The organism is Halobacillus sp. Marseille-P3879 (assembly GCF_900240285.1).
Classification (GTDB): domain Bacteria; phylum Bacillota; class Bacilli; order Bacillales; family Halobacillaceae; genus Halobacillus_A.
Map to the genome: position 1 here is coordinate 66356 of NZ_OESS01000001.1, position 18204 is coordinate 84559.

23 protein-coding genes are annotated in these 18204 nt (G+C 43.3%); 20 read left to right on the top strand and 3 right to left on the bottom strand.

Annotated features, from left to right (window positions below):
• The first annotated feature begins 22 nt into the window (after nucleotides 1-22).
• The 10 genes from C1A12_RS00420 to C1A12_RS00465 all read left to right on the top strand — a co-directional run bounded on the left by C1A12_RS00420 (nucleotide 23) and on the right by C1A12_RS00465 (nucleotide 6152).
• The gene (locus tag C1A12_RS00420; protein ID WP_101841883.1) at nucleotides 23-460 is read left to right on the top strand and encodes a GNAT family N-acetyltransferase; all 438 of its coding nucleotides are present in this window, start codon (nucleotides 23-25) and stop codon (nucleotides 458-460) included.
• Between the two features lie 12 nt (nucleotides 461-472).
• A complete protein-coding gene (locus C1A12_RS00425) occupies nucleotides 473-889 on the top strand; it encodes a hypothetical protein (protein ID WP_101841884.1) in 417 nt (138 codons plus the stop codon).
• 39 nt (nucleotides 890-928) lie between these two features.
• The gene (locus tag C1A12_RS00430) at nucleotides 929-1279 is read left to right on the top strand and encodes a VOC family protein (protein WP_235001496.1); all 351 of its coding nucleotides are present in this window, start codon (nucleotides 929-931) and stop codon (nucleotides 1277-1279) included.
• A gap of 3 nt (nucleotides 1280-1282) precedes the next feature.
• A complete protein-coding gene (locus tag C1A12_RS00435; protein ID WP_101841886.1) occupies nucleotides 1283-1783 on the top strand; it encodes a GyrI-like domain-containing protein in 501 nt (166 codons plus the stop codon).
• Between the two features lie 18 nt (nucleotides 1784-1801).
• Nucleotides 1802-2062 (top strand): hypothetical protein, encoded by a 261-nt coding sequence (locus C1A12_RS00440; RefSeq protein ID WP_101841887.1) that lies wholly within the window; start codon nucleotides 1802-1804, stop codon nucleotides 2060-2062.
• 125 nt (nucleotides 2063-2187) lie between these two features.
• Entirely contained in the window at nucleotides 2188-2475 is a 288-nt protein-coding gene (locus C1A12_RS00445) for a DNA-binding protein (protein ID WP_101841888.1), read from the top strand.
• A gap of 284 nt (nucleotides 2476-2759) precedes the next feature.
• Complete coding sequence (gene noc, locus C1A12_RS00450; RefSeq protein ID WP_101841889.1) at nucleotides 2760-3626, top strand: nucleoid occlusion protein; 867 nt, start codon at nucleotides 2760-2762, stop codon at nucleotides 3624-3626.
• Nucleotides 3627-3718: 92 nt separating this feature from the next.
• Nucleotides 3719-4492 (top strand): ParA family protein, encoded by a 774-nt coding sequence (locus C1A12_RS00455; RefSeq protein WP_101841890.1) that lies wholly within the window; start codon nucleotides 3719-3721, stop codon nucleotides 4490-4492.
• Nucleotides 4473-5315, top strand: coding sequence for a ParB/RepB/Spo0J family partition protein (locus tag C1A12_RS00460; protein WP_101841891.1), 843 nt, complete (start codon nucleotides 4473-4475; stop codon nucleotides 5313-5315). Before C1A12_RS00455 ends, C1A12_RS00460 begins: the two co-directional genes overlap by 20 nt.
• A 132-nt stretch (nucleotides 5316-5447) precedes the next feature.
• On the top strand, nucleotides 5448-6152 hold the full coding sequence (locus C1A12_RS00465) for a DUF554 domain-containing protein (protein WP_101841892.1): 705 nt from the start codon (nucleotides 5448-5450) through the stop codon (nucleotides 6150-6152).
• A gap of 22 nt (nucleotides 6153-6174) precedes the next feature.
• Here C1A12_RS00465 and yyaC read toward each other — a convergent pair whose 3' ends face one another.
• Nucleotides 6175-6789, bottom strand: a complete 615-nt coding sequence (gene yyaC / locus C1A12_RS00470; protein WP_101841893.1) for a spore protease YyaC — start codon at nucleotides 6787-6789, stop codon at nucleotides 6175-6177.
• A 94-nt stretch (nucleotides 6790-6883) separates the two neighbouring features.
• Here yyaC and C1A12_RS00475 point away from each other — a divergent pair, with 94 nt between their 5' ends.
• From C1A12_RS00475 to rpsR, 7 genes are all read left to right on the top strand, one after another.
• Nucleotides 6884-7900 (top strand): hypothetical protein, encoded by a 1017-nt coding sequence (locus C1A12_RS00475; RefSeq protein ID WP_101841894.1) that lies wholly within the window; start codon nucleotides 6884-6886, stop codon nucleotides 7898-7900.
• A gap of 46 nt (nucleotides 7901-7946) precedes the next feature.
• Complete coding sequence (locus C1A12_RS00480) at nucleotides 7947-8843, top strand: mechanosensitive ion channel family protein (protein WP_101841895.1); 897 nt, start codon at nucleotides 7947-7949, stop codon at nucleotides 8841-8843.
• 4 nt (nucleotides 8844-8847) lie between these two features.
• Nucleotides 8848-9048, top strand: a complete 201-nt coding sequence (locus tag C1A12_RS00485) for a DUF951 domain-containing protein (RefSeq protein ID WP_101841896.1) — start codon at nucleotides 8848-8850, stop codon at nucleotides 9046-9048.
• A 179-nt stretch (nucleotides 9049-9227) separates the two neighbouring features.
• Nucleotides 9228-10325: a redox-regulated ATPase YchF gene (ychF, locus tag C1A12_RS00490; RefSeq protein ID WP_101841897.1), complete on the top strand. Its 1098-nt coding sequence runs from the start codon at nucleotides 9228-9230 to the stop codon at nucleotides 10323-10325.
• 140 nt (nucleotides 10326-10465) lie between these two features.
• The gene (gene rpsF / locus C1A12_RS00495) at nucleotides 10466-10756 is read left to right on the top strand and encodes a 30S ribosomal protein S6 (RefSeq protein ID WP_101841898.1); all 291 of its coding nucleotides are present in this window, start codon (nucleotides 10466-10468) and stop codon (nucleotides 10754-10756) included.
• Between the two features lie 12 nt (nucleotides 10757-10768).
• Nucleotides 10769-11236: a single-stranded DNA-binding protein gene (ssb, locus tag C1A12_RS00500; protein ID WP_101841899.1), complete on the top strand. Its 468-nt coding sequence runs from the start codon at nucleotides 10769-10771 to the stop codon at nucleotides 11234-11236.
• Nucleotides 11237-11260: 24 nt separating this feature from the next.
• Nucleotides 11261-11488 (top strand): 30S ribosomal protein S18, encoded by a 228-nt coding sequence (gene rpsR, locus C1A12_RS00505; RefSeq protein ID WP_101841900.1) that lies wholly within the window; start codon nucleotides 11261-11263, stop codon nucleotides 11486-11488.
• Nucleotides 11489-11537: 49 nt separating this feature from the next.
• Here the strand turns inward: rpsR and C1A12_RS00510 are convergent, their stop codons facing one another.
• Complete coding sequence (locus C1A12_RS00510; RefSeq protein WP_101841901.1) at nucleotides 11538-11975, bottom strand: Rrf2 family transcriptional regulator; 438 nt, start codon at nucleotides 11973-11975, stop codon at nucleotides 11538-11540.
• Nucleotides 11976-12178: 203 nt separating this feature from the next.
• Here C1A12_RS00510 and hmpA point away from each other — a divergent pair, with 203 nt between their 5' ends.
• Complete coding sequence (gene hmpA, locus C1A12_RS00515; protein ID WP_101841902.1) at nucleotides 12179-13393, top strand: NO-inducible flavohemoprotein; 1215 nt, start codon at nucleotides 12179-12181, stop codon at nucleotides 13391-13393.
• 46 nt (nucleotides 13394-13439) lie between these two features.
• On the opposite strand, the gene C1A12_RS00520 is transcribed toward hmpA, so the two are convergent.
• Nucleotides 13440-15092, bottom strand: a complete 1653-nt coding sequence (locus C1A12_RS00520; RefSeq protein WP_101843236.1) for a peptide ABC transporter substrate-binding protein — start codon at nucleotides 15090-15092, stop codon at nucleotides 13440-13442.
• A 262-nt stretch (nucleotides 15093-15354) separates the two neighbouring features.
• Between C1A12_RS00520 and C1A12_RS00525 the strand changes: the two genes are divergently transcribed.
• Together C1A12_RS00525 and serA are read left to right on the top strand one after the other, a co-directional pair.
• The gene (locus C1A12_RS00525) at nucleotides 15355-16518 is read left to right on the top strand and encodes an alanine--glyoxylate aminotransferase family protein (protein ID WP_101841903.1); all 1164 of its coding nucleotides are present in this window, start codon (nucleotides 15355-15357) and stop codon (nucleotides 16516-16518) included.
• Nucleotides 16519-18102, top strand: a complete 1584-nt coding sequence (gene serA / locus C1A12_RS00530; RefSeq protein ID WP_101841904.1) for a phosphoglycerate dehydrogenase — start codon at nucleotides 16519-16521, stop codon at nucleotides 18100-18102. It abuts the gene before it with no gap.
• Nucleotides 18103-18204: the final 102 nt, after the last annotated feature.

Genomic DNA, 18204 nt, shown 5'->3' on the forward strand with positions numbered 1-18204 from the left:
TTTCATAAGGAGAAAAACTTATATGAATATCACACACGCTACAAGAGAAGAGATTAACGAAATTATGCCTTATTTAGGAGAATCTCTTGAAGAAGGTTCCCGTGGCTACTACAAAATTGATCAGGATCAAGCAGCAAAAATGGTTCAGGACGTCTTAAGCGAAGATGGTCAAATACAAGTAGCTAAAGAAGATAACCAGGTAGTAGGCTGGGTCCTCTATGGCCATCAAAAGGACAGCTTTACTGGAGAGCTTATTGGCTTTATTTATGATTTGTTCGTTCTGCCGGATTACAGGTCTAGAGGGTTTGCCAAAAGCATGATGGAAAATGCAATGACGGAATTAAAATTACAAGGGATGACATCCGTAAGGCTTGTGGTTTACGCCGGAAATGAAGCAAAGAAGCTGTATGAAAAGCTGGGCTTTGCTGAAAACCGCACGATTATGAATAAACCACTTTAAGAGGTGTTCGGTTTGAGAAAGGCAGCCTTTTGTTGTATTCTTGCTTTTATTTTACAGGGAGGGGCAGTCTCAGCGGTAAGCTGGGCTTACCCTTTTGTAGTTTGGAATGGCGGCGTCTATCAAGTTACGGAGGAAACGGTAGAGGAAGTCGGCAAAGTCATTGGAGAAGTGGAAACAAAGCCGGATGAAGAAGGGAATTATCGAGGCAATGCCTCCAATGCGTATGAAATTGGGACAAAATATTACTCGATTTCTGACTCGGATCCAAAAGAAGAGATAGCTGTGGAGGATGGGAATCAATATGTGAAGGCCGTTTATGAAAATAAAGCCCCGAAATCAGCTTCTTTTTATATCTATACGTTTTTCCTTAGTATTGCAGTAATTGTGAGTGCTGTGCTTATCTACTTGCGTTTTCAAAAAAACTATTAAATGTTTCACGTGAAACATTATTTTAAGGAGGCACTTTATTTGAATCCCATTTCAAAACAAGTCGGAGCTATTTTTATTCCTGTTAAAGACATTGAAAAAGCTCGTGATTGGTATTGTGACTTGCTTGGAGAAGCAGCGGAAGGAGAGATTCCGTTCGGCCATCTTTATATTCTGCCGATGGAAAGTCCAAGAATTGTACTTGATAGTAAAATATACGCTGCCGATGCTGTTTATAAAGTGCCGTCTTTTCATTTTAATACGAAGAATATTCAAGCTGCCTATCAATTTATGAAATCGAAAAACGTCGAGCTTATGACGGAAATTCAACATGGTCACTGGTTTACCTTTAAAGATCCTGATGGAAATCTGCTGATGGTCGCGGAGTGTTAAAAAATGTCGATCCTATATGAGCCGATTGTGAAAAATGTCGGCGAAATAAAGATTGTCGGATTCAGAGTGTATTGTGAAGACGGGGATAGATACATAGACGAAATTCCGAAAGCATCCCTCGCCTTAGATAAAAGAAAACAGGAAATTTGTCATCTAATTCACCCCGTTTATCAAATCGGGGTTTTTATTATTGAAACGGCATATATCGAAGAAGAAGGATATTGGGTCGGATTCGCCGTTCATCAATTTGTTGAGGTTCCTAATGATATGTCGGCGCTTACGATCCCTCCTCAAACTTATGCGGCTCTAACGGTGAAAGGGTCTAATGACCAAATCCGTCCTGCTTATCAAAAGCTTCAGCAATGGATGGAACAAAACAATTATCCCCGTCTTTTACACAAATGGCATGTTGAAAAATATACAAAATGGGGAAGGAAAGAGAATATAGAAGTGGAATTACTGGATACCACGGAACTGAATGAGGGCTTTCATTCAAATTACTAAGGTAGAGGAGGGAAAAACGTGGATTTATTTATTTATGCTGTACTCATTCTCATGCTTCTCCTCTTCGTTGGACGGGGAACTTCCATGGAAAAAAGGGTAAAAAGACTTGAAGAGACACTTCGCCGTGTAACAGAGCAAGTGGATCTTCCTCCTTCATCTACTGATGAGGAATTAAAACAGCTTGTACGTGAAGGCAAGGATGTGCAAGCGGTTAAACGAGCACGAAAAGAACTTGGCTTATCTCTGATAGAAGCTAAGGAATATATCGATAAGTTATAAATGAGCAACGAAACCTTTGATCGTTCTTCTACGTATGTAGTTTGAAACAGCTCTTTTTTAATTTGTAAGCATACTTACTAGATTAAGGTGACGCTATATAAATTCAATCATTAGGAGTGGGTGTTATGGATGTTTTATTAGCTTTGGGAATTGCAGCAGCAGGCTATTTCATAGGCGATGGATTAAAAAATTTCAAAAATCCTTCCGCTCCGGATGTTTTAAGCAGTCTTAATGACGATGATGATCCTCAATTAGTGAAAGAAAAGGATGTGCATATTTATTTAGGCATGTCTAAAGAGGATGGCAGGCAGCTTCTCCAAGAATACCCCGATATTCCCCACGTCACGATTAACCAAAATATTTATTATCCAAAAGAGCAGCTGAAGGCATGGGTGAAGAAAATAGGAAATTAATTTTTTAATCAAAGGAGTCGAAAATTTGAATTTTTCCTTTTACAATAAATAATAGAAATTAATTTTATCAATGTATACGATACAGAAAAAGCGAACTTTCAATTATTCTATTTACTTCATGCTTTTAATAGTCAACTTGTGATAAAATAGATTAAGAGTGAAAAAGGCATACGCATGCGCAGCAGCACGTTTGGCCTGCAGCGCTTTTTTCTATTCTTATATGAATTGTTTCACGTGAAACATTTATGAATCGTGTGCTTGATCGAAAAAGGTGGTGTCTAATCGTGTTACATCCTTTTAGCCGTTTGTTCGGACTGGGGGATAAGTCGGACCCTGAGAATCACGATAATCAACACGAAGAAGAGTATAGTCCCGACGAAGTAATTCAAGTTCCTGTCGATCGTGTTCAACCGAACCGATATCAGCCGAGAGCTATCTTTAATGAGGAAAAAATAAGCGAACTTGCCCAGACGTTACATACACATGGGATGATTCAACCGATTGTTGTACGTCGACTAAACGAGGAACAATTTGAAATTATCGCCGGGGAACGCAGGTGGAGAGCCGTCCAGACGCTCGAGTGGGAGACAATACCTGCGATCATACGGGATATGAACGATGCAGAAACAGCATCAGTAGCCCTAATAGAAAACCTTCAACGTGAAGAGTTAACGGTTATAGAAGAAGCAACAGCTTACGCCCGGCTTCTTGACATTCATGAACTGACCCAGGAGGCGCTGGCCCAGCGGTTAGGAAAAAGCCAATCAACAGTTGCTAATAAGCTGAGGCTGCTGAAGCTTCCGGAATCTGTACAGCAGGCTGTAATGAACAAGGAGATTACAGAACGACATGCCCGTGCTTTAATTGCCGTGAAAGATGAAGAAAAACAGGAAAAATTACTTCAGGAAATTATTGAGAAGCAGTTGAACGTTAAACAAACTGAAGACCGGATTAATAAGATTAATGATTCTACTCCTAAAAAGAAAAAACCAAAATTAAAAGGCGTAAACAAAGATATGCGAATTGCCATGAATACCATTCGTCAATCGCTGGATATGGTTACAGATACCGGAGTTGATTTAGAAACGAATGAAGAGGACCATGAAGATTACTATCAGTTTACGATTAAAATACCGAAGAAAAAATCATAAATTCTCAGACCTCACCCATCTTAAACTGCAATGAGATGGGTGTTTTTAACAAAAATCGTACGTCAGTACTAAAGAAAAAGGCAGGTGGCAGCATGGGCAGAGTAATTTCTATAGCCAATCAGAAAGGCGGCGTAGGGAAAACTACGACAGCTGTAAATTTAAGTGCATGCCTCGCTTACTTAGAACACAGAGTTTTACTCGTTGATATAGATCCCCAGGGAAATGCGACCAGTGGTGTAGGTGTTGAAAAAGGGGGAATTGACCAGTGCATTTATGATGTACTTGTAGACAGTGTCAGTGCAGAAGAAGTATGCACAAAAACAATGGTGCAGAATTTGGATGCGCTCCCTGCTACCATACAGCTTGCCGGTGCTGAAATTGAATTGGTGCCGACCATTTCCAGAGAAGTCAGGCTTAAAAAGGCGATTGATGAAGTGAGACACGAATACGATTACGTGATTATTGACTGCCCCCCGTCTCTGGGACTGTTAACGATCAATTCGTTAACGGCTTCCGATTCCGTGTTAATTCCCGTTCAATGTGAGTACTATGCTTTAGAAGGGCTGAGCCAGCTGTTAAACACGATCAGGCTTGTCCAAAAGCATTTAAATAAAAACCTTATGATTGAAGGTGTTTTATTAACAATGCTTGATGCGCGCACAAATCTAGGGATCCAAGTTATTGATGAAGTGAAAAAATACTTCCAGGAAAGAGTCTATCAATCTATCATTCCCCGAAATGTCCGCTTAAGTGAAGCTCCCAGTCATGGAAAACCCATTATTTTGTATGATGCAAAGTCGCGTGGTGCTGAGGTTTATCTAGATCTAGCGAAGGAAGTGGTGTCTAATGGCGAGAGGGTTAGGTAAAGGTATTAACGCACTTTTTACAGATTTCAATGCTAAAGAGGAAGATCAGTTTCTGGAAGTGAAGGTGAAGGATTGCAGGCCTAATCCATACCAGCCCCGGAAGGAGTTTGCTGAGGAAGCCATTAAAGAGTTGTCGCAATCGATCCAGGAACATGGGGTTCTTCAGCCTTTAATTGTACGCAAAAGCATTAAAGGTTATGAGATTGTTGCAGGAGAACGCCGCTACCGGGCTGCGAAAGAGGCAGATTTAGAGAAAGTTCCTGTCATTGTCAAGGAGATGACTGATGAGCAGATGATGGAGGTGGCGCTGCTGGAGAATCTGCAGCGGGAAAACCTCACTCCGATTGAGGAGGCTCAAGCCTACAAGAGTTTAATTCACACGTTAGAGGTGACTCAGGAGGTACTCGCCAAAAGGCTTGGCAAGAGCAGGTCTCACATCGCTAACTCGGTAAGGCTGCTTGGATTATCCCCTGAAGTCATTCAAAAAATTAATGACGGTACGTTGTCCATGGGACACGGACGTGCATTACTCGGATTAAAGGATCAAGACAAATCCATGGCTGTTGTGGAACGGATTGAAGCTGAACGTTTAAATGTAAGACAAACTGAAAAGCTGATTACAGAATTAAACGAACGGAAAACAAAGAAAAAAACAAAGCCTCCAGAAAAAGATATATTTATTAAGGAAAGAGAAGAAACGTTGAAAGAGCGTCTCGGCACAGGTGTTACCATTCACCAGGGCAAGAAAAAAGGTAAGATTGAGATCGAGTTTTTTGACAATGAGGATCTGGAACGCATTTTAAATTGGCTGGATCACAAGTGATGGTTAAGATCACAGAAGACCTGGCAGGGAATCCGTCCAGGTCTTTTGTTTATGCCTGAGTCAATATTTCGAGCACGTTTTTAACGATTTACATAATGTTTCACGTGAAACATGAACATTGGAGAGAAAGCTATGGCACTATTAGGAACAATTGTAAACGGAATTTGCATTATTATCGGAACGCTTCTAGGTTTGTTTTTCACAAAAATTCCTGAGCGGTTTAAAGAAACAGTTATGAGCGGGGTTGGTTTAGCGGTTCTGTTAATTGGCTTACAAATGGGCTTTGAAACAGACAATATTGTTATTGTTTTGGTGAGTTTATTAACGGGAGCTATTATCGGTGAAGCTCTTCATTTAGAAGAAAGACTTGAATACATAGGACGCTGGATCGAGAGGAAATTCATTAAACCTGATCAGATGTCGACGATGGCCCAAGGGTTTATTACGGCTTCACTGATTTTTGGTATTGGAGCCATGTCGGTTATTGGAGCATTGGATGGAGGATTGCGTAACGATCACGAAATATTGATTACTAAGGCGGTTATTGACGGATTTGTCGCATTAGTATTAACGTCAACGCTTGGGATCGGTGTCATTTTTTCTGTCATCCCTGTCGTTCTCTATCAGGGATCGATTGCTTTGCTGGCCACCCAGATTAACCGCTGGATTCCGCAGGAAATGCTTGACCTTTTTATTGTGGAGATGACAGCCACGGGAGGACTTCTAATCGTGGCGCTAGGCTTAAATTTATTAAAGCTGACTAAGATACGTGTGGCCAATCTTCTTCCTTCTTTAATTATGGTGGGCTTAGTATTATATATTTCGCAGTTATTTTAACAGCAGTGAGGGGGCAAATCTCTCATTGCTGTTTTTTTGTTGCGGCCAGAAAGTTCTGATAGGGCTGATTTTTAAATCGCTCATTCATACGTTTGGCTTCTGTTAACCGAAGGGAGGCTGCTATTTTTGCTGCCATATTCATCACTAAGTGCAGTCGTGTATTTTGCAGCACGACGTATTCCATGAACCCGCCTACGTTTACTAATCCGCTTATATGATAGTCCCCCACAGCAGGTAAATTCTTGTTCAGAGCGGCACCAGGTGTAAGGGCTCCGCGTCCAAAAACGACAGATCCAATAGAAGCTTTTTTTCCAAGGCAAGCATCGATCGCAAGTATAGTCGGCTTAGGGTGCAGACGCTGGATCGATTGCATCGTTTCACTTAAGTTTAAAGCGTGCACAGGTTCTTCCAGCGTTCCGTAAATGTGAAAGCTTTGCATCGCCTGATCGCGCAGCATCGAACCGACTAACGGACCTAAAGCATCTCCTGTGGAACGATCGGTCCCGATGCATACGATAATAACGTTCCGCTCCACGGGCAGCACTTCATACAAACAATCGCTCAGCTGTTCACACATGAATGGATCATCGGATTGAAAACGGTGCTCGTTTTTTGAAAACTTGTCCTTCCTATTCATAGCTTCTCCTCCACACACATATTAGTAACAGTATATAAAGCCGTTAGAATTTCTATACGTAGCAAATACATAGAGTAAGGGAGCGGTTCTTACAATGATGTCAGGATTGAAGTGGATGTTCTTAATTATTGGAACAATGATCGGTGCAGGCTACGCTTCTGGCCGGGAGCTTTGGCAGTTTTTTGGACAAGACAGCAGTCTGGCCATTCTTCTTTTTACTCTTATGTTTATGATTTGCTGTGGTTCGATTATGAGCATAAGCTTTGAACAGCAGACCGGTCATTATCTGCCTGTATTACGGAGGATCGTAGGCAGACATTTGACAGGGATCTATGACTGGATGATTATTGTGTATTTGTTTACGACGACTGTAATTATGCTGGCAGGCAGCGGGGCTACTTTAGAAGCTTTCAACTTGTCCTACCGCCTGGGCGTTTTAGCCATCGCCATACCTCTCATCCTGCTGTTTATATGGGATATAAAAGGGATCGTTGCTGTAAACAGTCTCATTCTTCCCTTATTAATAGGTGGATTATTGTTTATATTGCTGCTGTTTATTACGGATCAGAAGCTTTCCTTATTTGGTCACCTGCATGAGACAAGCAATTGGTTATCAGCATTTCCATTTACCGCTTTAAATGTTCTTCCGTTAATTGCAGTCCTCGGGGCGATCGGCAACCGGATGACGAGTAAAAAAGAAGTATGGGTGGCAAGCATCGGCAGCGGGGCCGTGCTGGGAGCGGTTTCGTTTTTGTACAACAGCAGTTTAATTCAGATTGCAGATGAAATCCTCGTTTATGAAATTCCTTTGTTCGCCATTCTTCAGCATTATCCTTACTCGATTATGGTATTTATGTCGGTTATGATGTGGATTGCTATTTTTACAACGGCGGCATCAGGGACGTTGGGGCTGGTGACGAGATTTCGGGATTATTGGGACCAGCCGCTATGGATTGTAGCTTTTGGGATTATAGCCATTATGCTTCCGTTTACATCTTTTGGTTTTTCAACCCTTATCGAATATCTTTATCCTTTATATGGATTGCTTAATTTGTACGTCTTATTGTCTCTGCTCATTTATCCGGTTGTACATCGATTTAAAATCAGCTGAAAACCTGTTAAAATAGACCTCAGAATATGAGAGGCAGGGGAGAGCTGTGGAGGATGCTTTAACACAATGGGATGAAGCTGTAGACTATATTACTGGACCGGAGTTATGGTTTACGATTGGACAGGGTGCTTTAAAGATTATCGCCATCTTAATTATTTCCTACTTAATTATTAAAGTAGGCAACCGGGTGATCTCCCAGTTTTTCGCCAGGCGCAGAGAGGGTCCTTTCTCCATTACGGAACGAAGAGAAGCGACGCTGAAAAAACTCATTATTAACGCTTTAACCTACGTGGTTTATTTCACTGCGTTTATTATGATTTTAGAAACGTTTACTCTCGATATCGGGGCTTTATTAGCAGGAGCTGGAATTGCCGGGCTGGCCATTGGTTTTGGAGCCCAGAACCTCGTTCGCGACATTATCAGCGGTTTTTTTATCATCTTTGAGGACCAATTTTCTGTGGGTGACTATATACTTGCTTCCGGGGTCGAAGGGATTGTGGAAGAAGTAGGGATTCGCACGTGCAAAATTAAAGGATTTACCGGTGAAGTGCATATTCTGCCCAATGGCAATGTGACGCAGGTCACCAACTACTCGATTCATAATAGTTTTGCTATAGTAGATGTAAGCATTGCTTATGAAGAGAACATTGAAAAGGCGGAACAGGTGATCGCTGACCTGCTTGAAGAACTTCCTGACCGGTATCCTGAAATGATTACGGTGCCTGAACTGCTTGGTGTGCAGAACCTGGCCGCTTCTGAAGTGGTCATTCGGATCATGGCAGAAGTTGAACCGATGGAGCATTTCTCCATGTCACGCGCGATTCGCAAAGAAGTGAAGAACCGTCTCGATATGGAAGGCATCGAGATTCCATTCCCTCGCCTGGTGATGTATTCCCGTCATGAAGAAGAGACGGCACAAGAGCCATCAAAAACAGGAGGTTAACCAAATGGTGGAGAAAACCTATGAATTAAACGATGTAGTACAAATGAAAAAAGCTCATCCATGCGGGGAGAATCGCTGGAAGATTATTCGTATGGGCGCGGACATTCGGATAAAGTGCGAGGGCTGCGGACACAGTGTCATGATCCCTCGTAAAAAATTCGAATCCAAGCTGAAAAAAGTGATCGAAAAAAATGAAGCAAAGTAACATTTTTCGGGAATAGGACTCCTTCATTTTTCAGAATTTAATAAGGGAAATGAGAAAAACAGGCTCTATGAGGAGCTTGTTTTTTACTTTTTGTATAGGTTGTTATTTTTTTGTGTAGTATCTATAATTGGTATGACCAACATACATGTATGGAAATCCTTAAGGAGTGGAAGTTTTATATGGCACTAACAGCTGGAATCGTAGGCTTGCCGAACGTCGGTAAATCTACTTTATTTAATGCAATTACACAGGCAGGAGCTTTATCTGCAAACTATCCGTTTGCTACGATCGATCCTAACGTTGGGATCGTAGAAGTACCAGACTACCGTCTGCAGAAGCTTACTGAACTGGTTAATCCGAAAAAAACAGTACCGACAGCTTTTGAATTTACGGATATAGCAGGGATCGTTAAAGGGGCAAGCAAAGGGGAAGGACTGGGCAACCAATTCTTATCCCACATTCGTCAGGTGGATGCCATCTGTCATGTCGTGCGGGCCTTTGAAGATGAAAATATTACGCACGTCTCAGGTCAGGTGGATCCCATTTCAGATATTGAAACAATTAATCTGGAGTTAATCTTAGCCGACCTTGAAACTGTTTCGAAGCGGATCGACCGCGTGGCTAAAATGGCACGTCAAAAGGACAAGGATGCCCTGGCCGAGTATGCTGTTCTTGAAAAAGTGAAAGAAGCGCTGGAAAATGAAACACCTGCTCGTGCCGTGGAATTTTCTGATGATCAGCAGAAGATTGTAAAAGGCCTTCATTTGCTGACGTCTAAGCCGATTCTATATGTAGCGAACGTAAGTGAAGATGAGATTGGCGAGGAAGACAACGATCAGGTAAAGCAGATTCGTGAATTTGCCGCTAACGAGAACGCTGAAGTGATCGTGGTATGCGCTAAAATTGAGGCAGAAATTGCGGAACTGGATGGAGAAGAAAAGGAAGAATTCTTAGAAGATCTGGGCATTGCTGAATCTGGTCTTGATCAGCTGATTAAAGCGACGTACAACCTTCTTGGGCTTGCGACTTACTTTACAGCAGGAGAGCAGGAAGTACGCGCCTGGACGTTTAAGGAAGGGATGACAGCTCCTCAGTGTGCGGGTATTATTCATACAGACTTTGAACGCGGCTTTATTCGTGCAGAAACGGTCTCTTATGAAGATTTAGTAGACGCGGGGACTATGGGGACAGCGAGAGAACGTGGACGAGTACGCCTTGAAGGTAAAGAGTATTTAGTGAAAGATGGCGACGTGATTCATTTCCGTTTTAACGTATAAGCGAGGATCTCTCCGTTAACTATTGTTTTTATAATAGAGTTTTGATATAATACAACATTGTGAGTAATTAAAGTTGAATTACTCCTTGCTCCTTCCGAATTGGAGGAGGAGCCGTTAAGTCCACAAGGAGGTGAATACGGATGAGAAACTATGAAATTATGTACATCATCCGCCCAGATATCGAGGAGGAAGCCAAATCAACAGTAGTTGATCGTTTCAGCGGCATTCTTACTGATAACGGTGCGGAAATCGAAGAAGTTAAAGAAGTTGGCAAGCGTCGTCTTGCATACGAAATTAACGACTATCGTGATGGCATTTATGTTACAATTAACTTCAAAGGCGATCGTGAAGCTATCAACGAATTCGACCGTCAAGCGAAGTTCTCTGATGACGTAATTCGTCATATCGCTGTACGTGAAGATGATCAATAAGGAGTGGTTCTGATGTTAAATCGTGTCGTTTTGGTCGGCAGATTAACGAGGGATCCGGATTTACGCTATACGCCAAACGGAGTAGCTGTTGCCAACTTCACTCTTGCTGTGAATCGTCCTTTCTCCAACAATCAAGGAGATCGGGATGCCGATTTTATCAACTGTGTCGTTTGGAGACGAGCAGCTGAAAACCTCGCTAACTTTATGAACAAAGGCAGTCTTGTCGGAGTAGACGGACGATTACAGTCCCGCAGCTTTGACAATCAGGAAGGCAAGCGTGTGTTTGTAACAGAAGTTGTTGCTGACAGCGTACAGTTCCTTGAGTCAAAAGGCGGTTCTTCACAAGGTGGAGGCGGCCAGCAAGGATTCCAGCCAAATCAGAATCAACAGCCTAACTATAACAACAACAATAATAATGAGGATCCTTTCGCAGACAAAGGTGAACCTATTGATATTTCCGATGATGATTTACCATTTTAATCAAATGTAAGGAGGGAAAGCCATATGGCACGTCGTGGACGCGGTAAACGTAAAAAGGTGTGTTTCTTCACAGCGAACGGAATTACACACATCGATTACAAAGATACTGACTTGCTAAGACGTTTCATTTCCGACCGTGGAAAGATTCTTCCTCGTCGCGTAACTGGAACTTCTGCTAAGTACCAACGTAAATTGACTAAAGCGATCAAACGCTCTCGTCAAATGGCTCTTTTGCCATACTCTGCTGAATAACAGCAGACGAAAAAGCCTTGAAGTCTACGATAGACTTCAAGGCTTTTTTCTATTTCATATCCATTAATGCCTGGAGCTCATCTTTGTTGGAGAGCAGGTCTTCAAGCGTGTATTCATCAAGAACTTTTAAAAAGGCATACAAGGCATCGTTGAGGATGTGCTTCAATTTGCAGGCAGGTGTAATAACGCAGTAATTGGTATCACGATCAAAGCACTCGAGCAGGTGAAAATCGTCTTCCATCGCGCGCACGACATAGCCGATATTGATCTCTTTTGGATGCTTTGCTAATTTAATGCCCCCGCTCCGTCCTCTAATCGTTTCTAACATTCCCAGTTTATTCAGCTGGTGAATGATCTTTCCTAAATGATTTTCAGAGATATGAAAAACCTTTGAGATTTCTCCTTTGCTGGCCAGTTCACCATCGGGCTTTGAAGCCGTATAGATCATTACACGCAATGCGTAATCCGTATATTTTTTTAATCTCATAGGAATATCCCTCATTTAATAGATTGGTTACTTTCTATTCTATCATAGGGCTTCACAGCATGTCTTTCTTATTGATTAGAAGCTTCTTCCATCAATGTACCAAATCTGTCACAAAAGATGTATTTTAAATATTGCTTTAAACGTGTAATTGTTTTTATAATAAAGATGTAAAATAAATGCATCTTTAAAAAGGGGTTTTTACCATGGCTGTTGCACTTAGTGAAAAAACCATTCAAACTGTTAAGTCCACCGTACCGGTACTGGCTGAGCATGGAGAAGCGATTACGACTCATTTTTACAAGCGGATGTTTGAGAATCACCCGGAGCTGAAAAACATATTCAATATGACCAATCAAAAGGCGGGCCGGCAGCCTAGAGCCCTAGCCAATGCGGTTTATGCTGCGGCACAGAATATTGATAACTTAGAAGCCATTCTGCCGACCGTTGATCAAATTGCAGAAAAACACCGGAGCTTAAATGTGAAGCCGGAGCATTATCCTATTGTAGGGGAATACTTATTGTTGGCGATTAAAGAAGTGCTGGGGGAGGCGGCGACGGACGAAATTATTGAGGCCTGGGGAGAGGCTTACGGCGCGATTGCCGATGTTTTTATCAAGGTCGAGCAGGAGAAGTACCGTGCCGTGGAGGAGCAGACAGGGGGATGGAGCGGTTATCGTAACTTTACCGTGACTCACAAAGTAAAAGAAAGCGATGTGATTACCTCGCTGTACCTGCAGCCCGAAGACGGCGGAGAACTGGCTCCTTTTCATCCCGGGCAGTACATTACCGTACAGGTAAATATTCCAGGAAGTGAGTACACTCAATTGCGCCAGTACAGCTTATCGGATGCCCCTGGGAAAGATTATTACCGTATCAGCGTCAAGAGAGAAGAAGGAAATGGAAGTCAGCCTGATGGGATCGTCTCCACGTTTTTACACAACCATTTAAAAGAGGGCGATATCCTGCCGATTACAGCTCCTGCCGGCGAGTTCTACCTCAATGAAGAAAGTGTAAATCCGGTTGTTTTCATAAGCGGAGGCGTTGGTTTAACTCCTATGATGAGTATGCTCAACCAGATCGTTGAGGAAGGGGTTGAGCGGGATGTCTACTTTATTCACGCTTCTCAAAACGGTGAGGTTCATGCATTTAAAAATGATGTGGCTCAATTCGAGCACACGGTTTCAGCTGTACAGTCCAAAGTCATCTACAGTGATCCGCGTCCTTCTGATGAGGAATATGACAAGCAGGGCCATATTGATTTAGAATGGCTGAAGTCTGTCGTTCCTTACGATGCAGAGTTTTATTTCTGCGGCCCCGAAGGTTTTATGAAAGCTGTTCATTCCGCCTTACGAAATTGGGGAGTGCCTGAGGGTCAAATATATTATGAATTTTTTGGACCGGAATTAAGCTTACAGTAAAAAAACAAGCAGCCGCTTTATGCGCTGCTTGTTTTTTTAAAATTTTTTATTCTTCAACATAGGCCCATTTGAATTCTAGTTCAGGTCCCGTTGCTGTGGTGAATACGCCTTTAATCGAAGGACGGAAAAGCTGTGCTTTAGAATCCTGGTACATCGGCGCTACTGCTGCATCTTCTTCAAGAAGAAGTCTTTCTGCTTCCAGGAAGGTTTCAAAACGCTGATCAGGATCTTGAGCATATTCCCCGTTCGCTTGCTCGATAAGAGAGTCATATTCTTCACTTGAGTAGTTCATATTGTTATTTTGTCCATCGGTCAGGTACATATTGAGATACGTGTTCGGGTCAACATAGTCAGGACCCCACGTAGCGGCTTCTATCTCAAATTCAGAGTTCTGGTCACGCTCGACACGCTCGTTAAATGGAACTTCCATAACATTGATGGTAAGGCCGTCCAGAGTCGATTCCAGCTTTTCTTTATAATAAGCCATGACGTTACTTACGGTTCCAGTATCATCACCGAGAAGTTCAATTTCAACTTCATCGGTTCCAAGCTCTTCAAGGGCTGCATCCCAATGTTCTTTTGCTTTTTCTTCATCATATTCAACTAAAGGACCCTGTGCATCGCGGAAATCTTCGTCACTGTCCGGCATGTTGACAAAGTTAGAAGGAACATAGCCTTCTGCAGGTACAGAGCCATCGTTTAAGATCGTGTCCACGAGGGCTTGACGATCGATGGAATAGGAAATCGCTTTACGCACGTCCACATTGGCTAAAGCTTCGTTTGCTTCCTGGTTAAATTTAAAGAAGTACAGGTATGGCTTCTCAGCAATGTTGAAATCTTCCGTGGTGCGGTATTCATCTACGAATTCGGCGTTAAGCTCGGTTTGGTCAAGATCACCAGATTCGTACAAGTTAACACCTGTAGAAACTTCTTTTACCACCTGAGCATTTACCGCATTTAACTGCACTGTGTCTGCATCCCAGTATGTGTCGTTCTTCTCAACGGTCCATCCTTCTTCATGATCCCATGAAGTCATTTCAAAAGGTCCGTTAGCCAGGGTGTATTCAGCTTCCGTGCCGAAGTCTTCGCCGTGTTCTTCAACGAAGTCCTGGTTCAATGGCATAAAGGTTACAAATACAGTCATTGATTCAAAGTATGGTACAGGTTTTTCTAATTGAACTTCTAATGTATGTTCATCTACTGCTGTAGCGCCAAGCTCGTCCAACTCTGCTTCGCCGTCAGCAATTTCCTGAGCGTTTTCAATGACTCCGCCTAAGAAGTAAGGACCGTATTCAGATCCCGTATCAGGATCAACGGCACGCTGCCATGCATAGACAAAATCATCTGCTGTTACAGGATCACCGTTAGACCATTCGGCATCCTCACGTAAATCAAAGGTCCATGTCAGTCCATCATCGCTGACGGAGCTGTCTGTTGCAATTCCTTCCGACAGGTTGCCATCTTCATCCAGGCGGTAAAGTCCTTCAAGTGTCTCACCGGCCCACTGAAATCCAACCGTATCTGTGATTAAGGATGGATCCATGCTGGAAATTTCACTTTTAGCAGTTACGGTGATTTCCTGGTCGCCGCTTGCTTCCCCTGACCCTTCGCTGTCTCCTCCATCGGAATCACCCGTTGATTCTGTTTCATCTCCACCGCTGCATGCCGCAAGGAAAAGAGCTAGTACCAGAGCGAACATCAGCCACAGGCTTTTGTGCTTTCTCAAAAAAATCTCCCCCAATTATTAATTTTCTGAATAATAACCACCTTTTAATTATATAGACAATTCCAAATTCTTTCATTATTTAGTATAAAGAAAAAAAAGAAAAAAACGTTTTGTTTAGATTGCTTAGTTTACATTGACAATGCCTGTTCATTTGATAGGATAAAGGAATATTAAAAATTTTCTACCGTAGGTACTAGTTTGTACGCGTAGGATGTACAGGAGGGAAATGTTCACCATGAATCGTGAGTGGGAGATATTGCAAATACCCGGCCCGACACCTATACCGCCAAGTGTAGAGCGGGCAATGGTTCAGCCGATGATCGGCCATAGAGGACAAAAGTGTAAAGAGTTAATTGAAGATATCGCACCGAGGCTGAAGCCGATTTTTGGCACAACGGGCGATGTTCTTGTGCTTTCAAGCAGCGGGACTTCTGCTTTAGAAGCTGCCGTAGTCAACACGACGGCCCCTGGAGATGAAGTGATTGTAGTCGTAGCGGGAGCTTTTGGAGACCGTTTTGCAAAGATCTGTAAGACGTACGAGCTGAACGTTCACCGTATAGATGTAGAATGGGGTCGAGCGGTCGATACAGCTGCGATTGAAGAACAGCTTCAGGCACATCCTGATGTGAAGGCGGTTTTCGTCACACATTGTGAAACGTCTACCGGTGTGATGCATCCGATTGAGGAAATTGCTGAGCGCGTTCATCAAGCAAGCGACGCATTAGTGATTGTTGATGGAGTATCTTCCATTGGCGGAGCAGAGGTAGATATGGATGGTTCTGGAATCGATCTCTTAGTCTCTGGATCTCAGAAAGCAATGATGCTGCCAGCTGGACTGGCATTCGTGGCTGTCAGCGATCAAGCCTGGAAAGTAATCGACGATAATCCGCGTCCTCGGTTTTACTTAGATCTGCGCAGCTATAAGAAGAGCATTGATAACGGGCAGACTCCGTTCACCCCTGCTTTATCGTTGTTGTTCGGCCTGCAGGAAGTATTGCGTTTAATTGAAGAAGAAGGCCTCCAAAACGTTCATGAGCGTCACCAGATTATGAAGGAAATGACGCGTGCAGCTTTTCGTGCTGTCAATGTGCCACTGTTAGTTTCAGATGAGGATGCTTCTTCAACCGTAACTTCTGTACGTCCTCAAACGTTCGAAGCTGAGCAATTTAGAAAAATTGTTAATCAGGAATTCGGTTTAATGACAGCAGGAGGACAGCAGCACATGAAGGGTGATATTTTCCGAATCGGCCATATGGGGTATTCACGCCCGGCCAATGTTCTCCAATATATCAGTATTATTGAAATTGCATTAAAACGCCTCGGCCATGATTTTGAACAAGGTGCTGGAACGACAGCCGCACAGGAAGCCTATTTACAAGCAACAAGGGAGATGGATTAAATGTACCGCGTACTTATAAGTGATCCGCTAAGTGAAGAAGGAATTAAGCCTTTACTCGAAGCATCAGACGTAGAAGCCGTTATTGATCCGGCATTGTCCCACGAAGAGTTATTCAAAGAAATCAGTACGAGCGATGCACTGATTGTCCGCAGTCAAACCCAGGTGACAAGAGAACTGATCGAAAACGCACCCCGGCTTAAGGTGATCGGCCGCGCTGGAGTAGGAGTAGACAACATTGACCTCGATGCAGCGACGGATCATGGTGTCGTTGTAGTGAACGCTCCGGACGGCAATACGATTTCAACAGCGGAGCACACGATGGCGATGTTGATGTCGCTCGCCCGTAATATCCCGCAGGCGTATCACCAGCTCAAGCAGAACCGCTGGGAGCGCAAGAAGTTTGTCGGGGTGGAATTAAAGGGCAAGACGCTTGGAATTGTCGGGTTTGGACGTATTGGTAACGAGGTAGCCCAGCGTGCCAAAGGCCACCGCATGAAAGTGATTGCTTATGACCCGTTTTTAACGCAGGAAAAAGCAGACAAAGCAGGTGTGCAGCACGGAACATTAGAAGAAGTCCTGCAGCAGGCTGACTTTCTAACTGTCCATACCCCGTTGATCGAAAAAACGAAGCACTTAATCAATAAAGAAACGATTCAACTGATGAAGCCGGGCGCCCGCATTTTAAATTGTGCCCGCGGCGGTATTGTAGAAGAAGATGCGTTGTACGAAGCGATTGAAAAAGGAAAAATTGCCGGAGCAGCGCTTGATGTTTTTGAAGAAGAGCCGGCAATTGACCATCCGCTGCTCTCGCTGGAAGAAGTGATTGCGACTCCCCACTTAGGAGCAAGCACGATTGAAGCACAGGAAAACGTTGCGACCGACGTGAGTATTGATGTAATGGATGTCCTGCGCGGGGGAGCTGTGAAACACCCTGTAAACATGCCTTCTGTATCTTCCGAAGTAATGGAACAACTGGCTCCTTACTTTACGCTCGTTGAAAAACTAGGAAGCTTTATTTCCAACGTCACAGATGGTGCACTTGAGCGCGTTAATGTCTATTATTCTGGTGATCTGCTGGATGTAGATACGACGCCGCTGACGCGAATTTCTGTAAAAGGGATTCTCAAGCGTTATATCGGTGAGCGTGTGAACGATGTTAACGCGTATAAGACGGCATCCGATAAGGGAATCGTCATTAATGAACAGAAATCCACATCCACTAAAGGGTTTACAAACCTTGTGACGATCGAAATTGAAACCGACAAGGAGAAACGTATGATTTCAGGTACGCTCCTAAACGGTCTGGGTGCTCGTATTGTAAAACTAGATGAGTACTCCATTGACGTCGTACCTGAAGGGCATTTAATCGTCGTTCACCATACGGACCAGCCAGGTGCCATCGGACGCGTCGGTAGTCTGCTTGCTGAACACCACGTCAACATTGCGACGATGCAGGTTGGACGTACGAATCAGGGTGGAGAAGCTGTCATGGTCTTAACCGTTGATAAAGCGGTAGAAGAAGATTGTCAGGATCAGCTCGGAGGAGTTGCTAACATTCACCAGGTACAGTGCTTAACGTTATAAAATAAGTAACAGGCAGGCCACGGGTCTGCCTGTTTTTTTAGTAGAAGTAGATGCCTTACGATAATGAAGGGGTCTTCGTTCCTGGCGGCAAGAAAAAAGCTT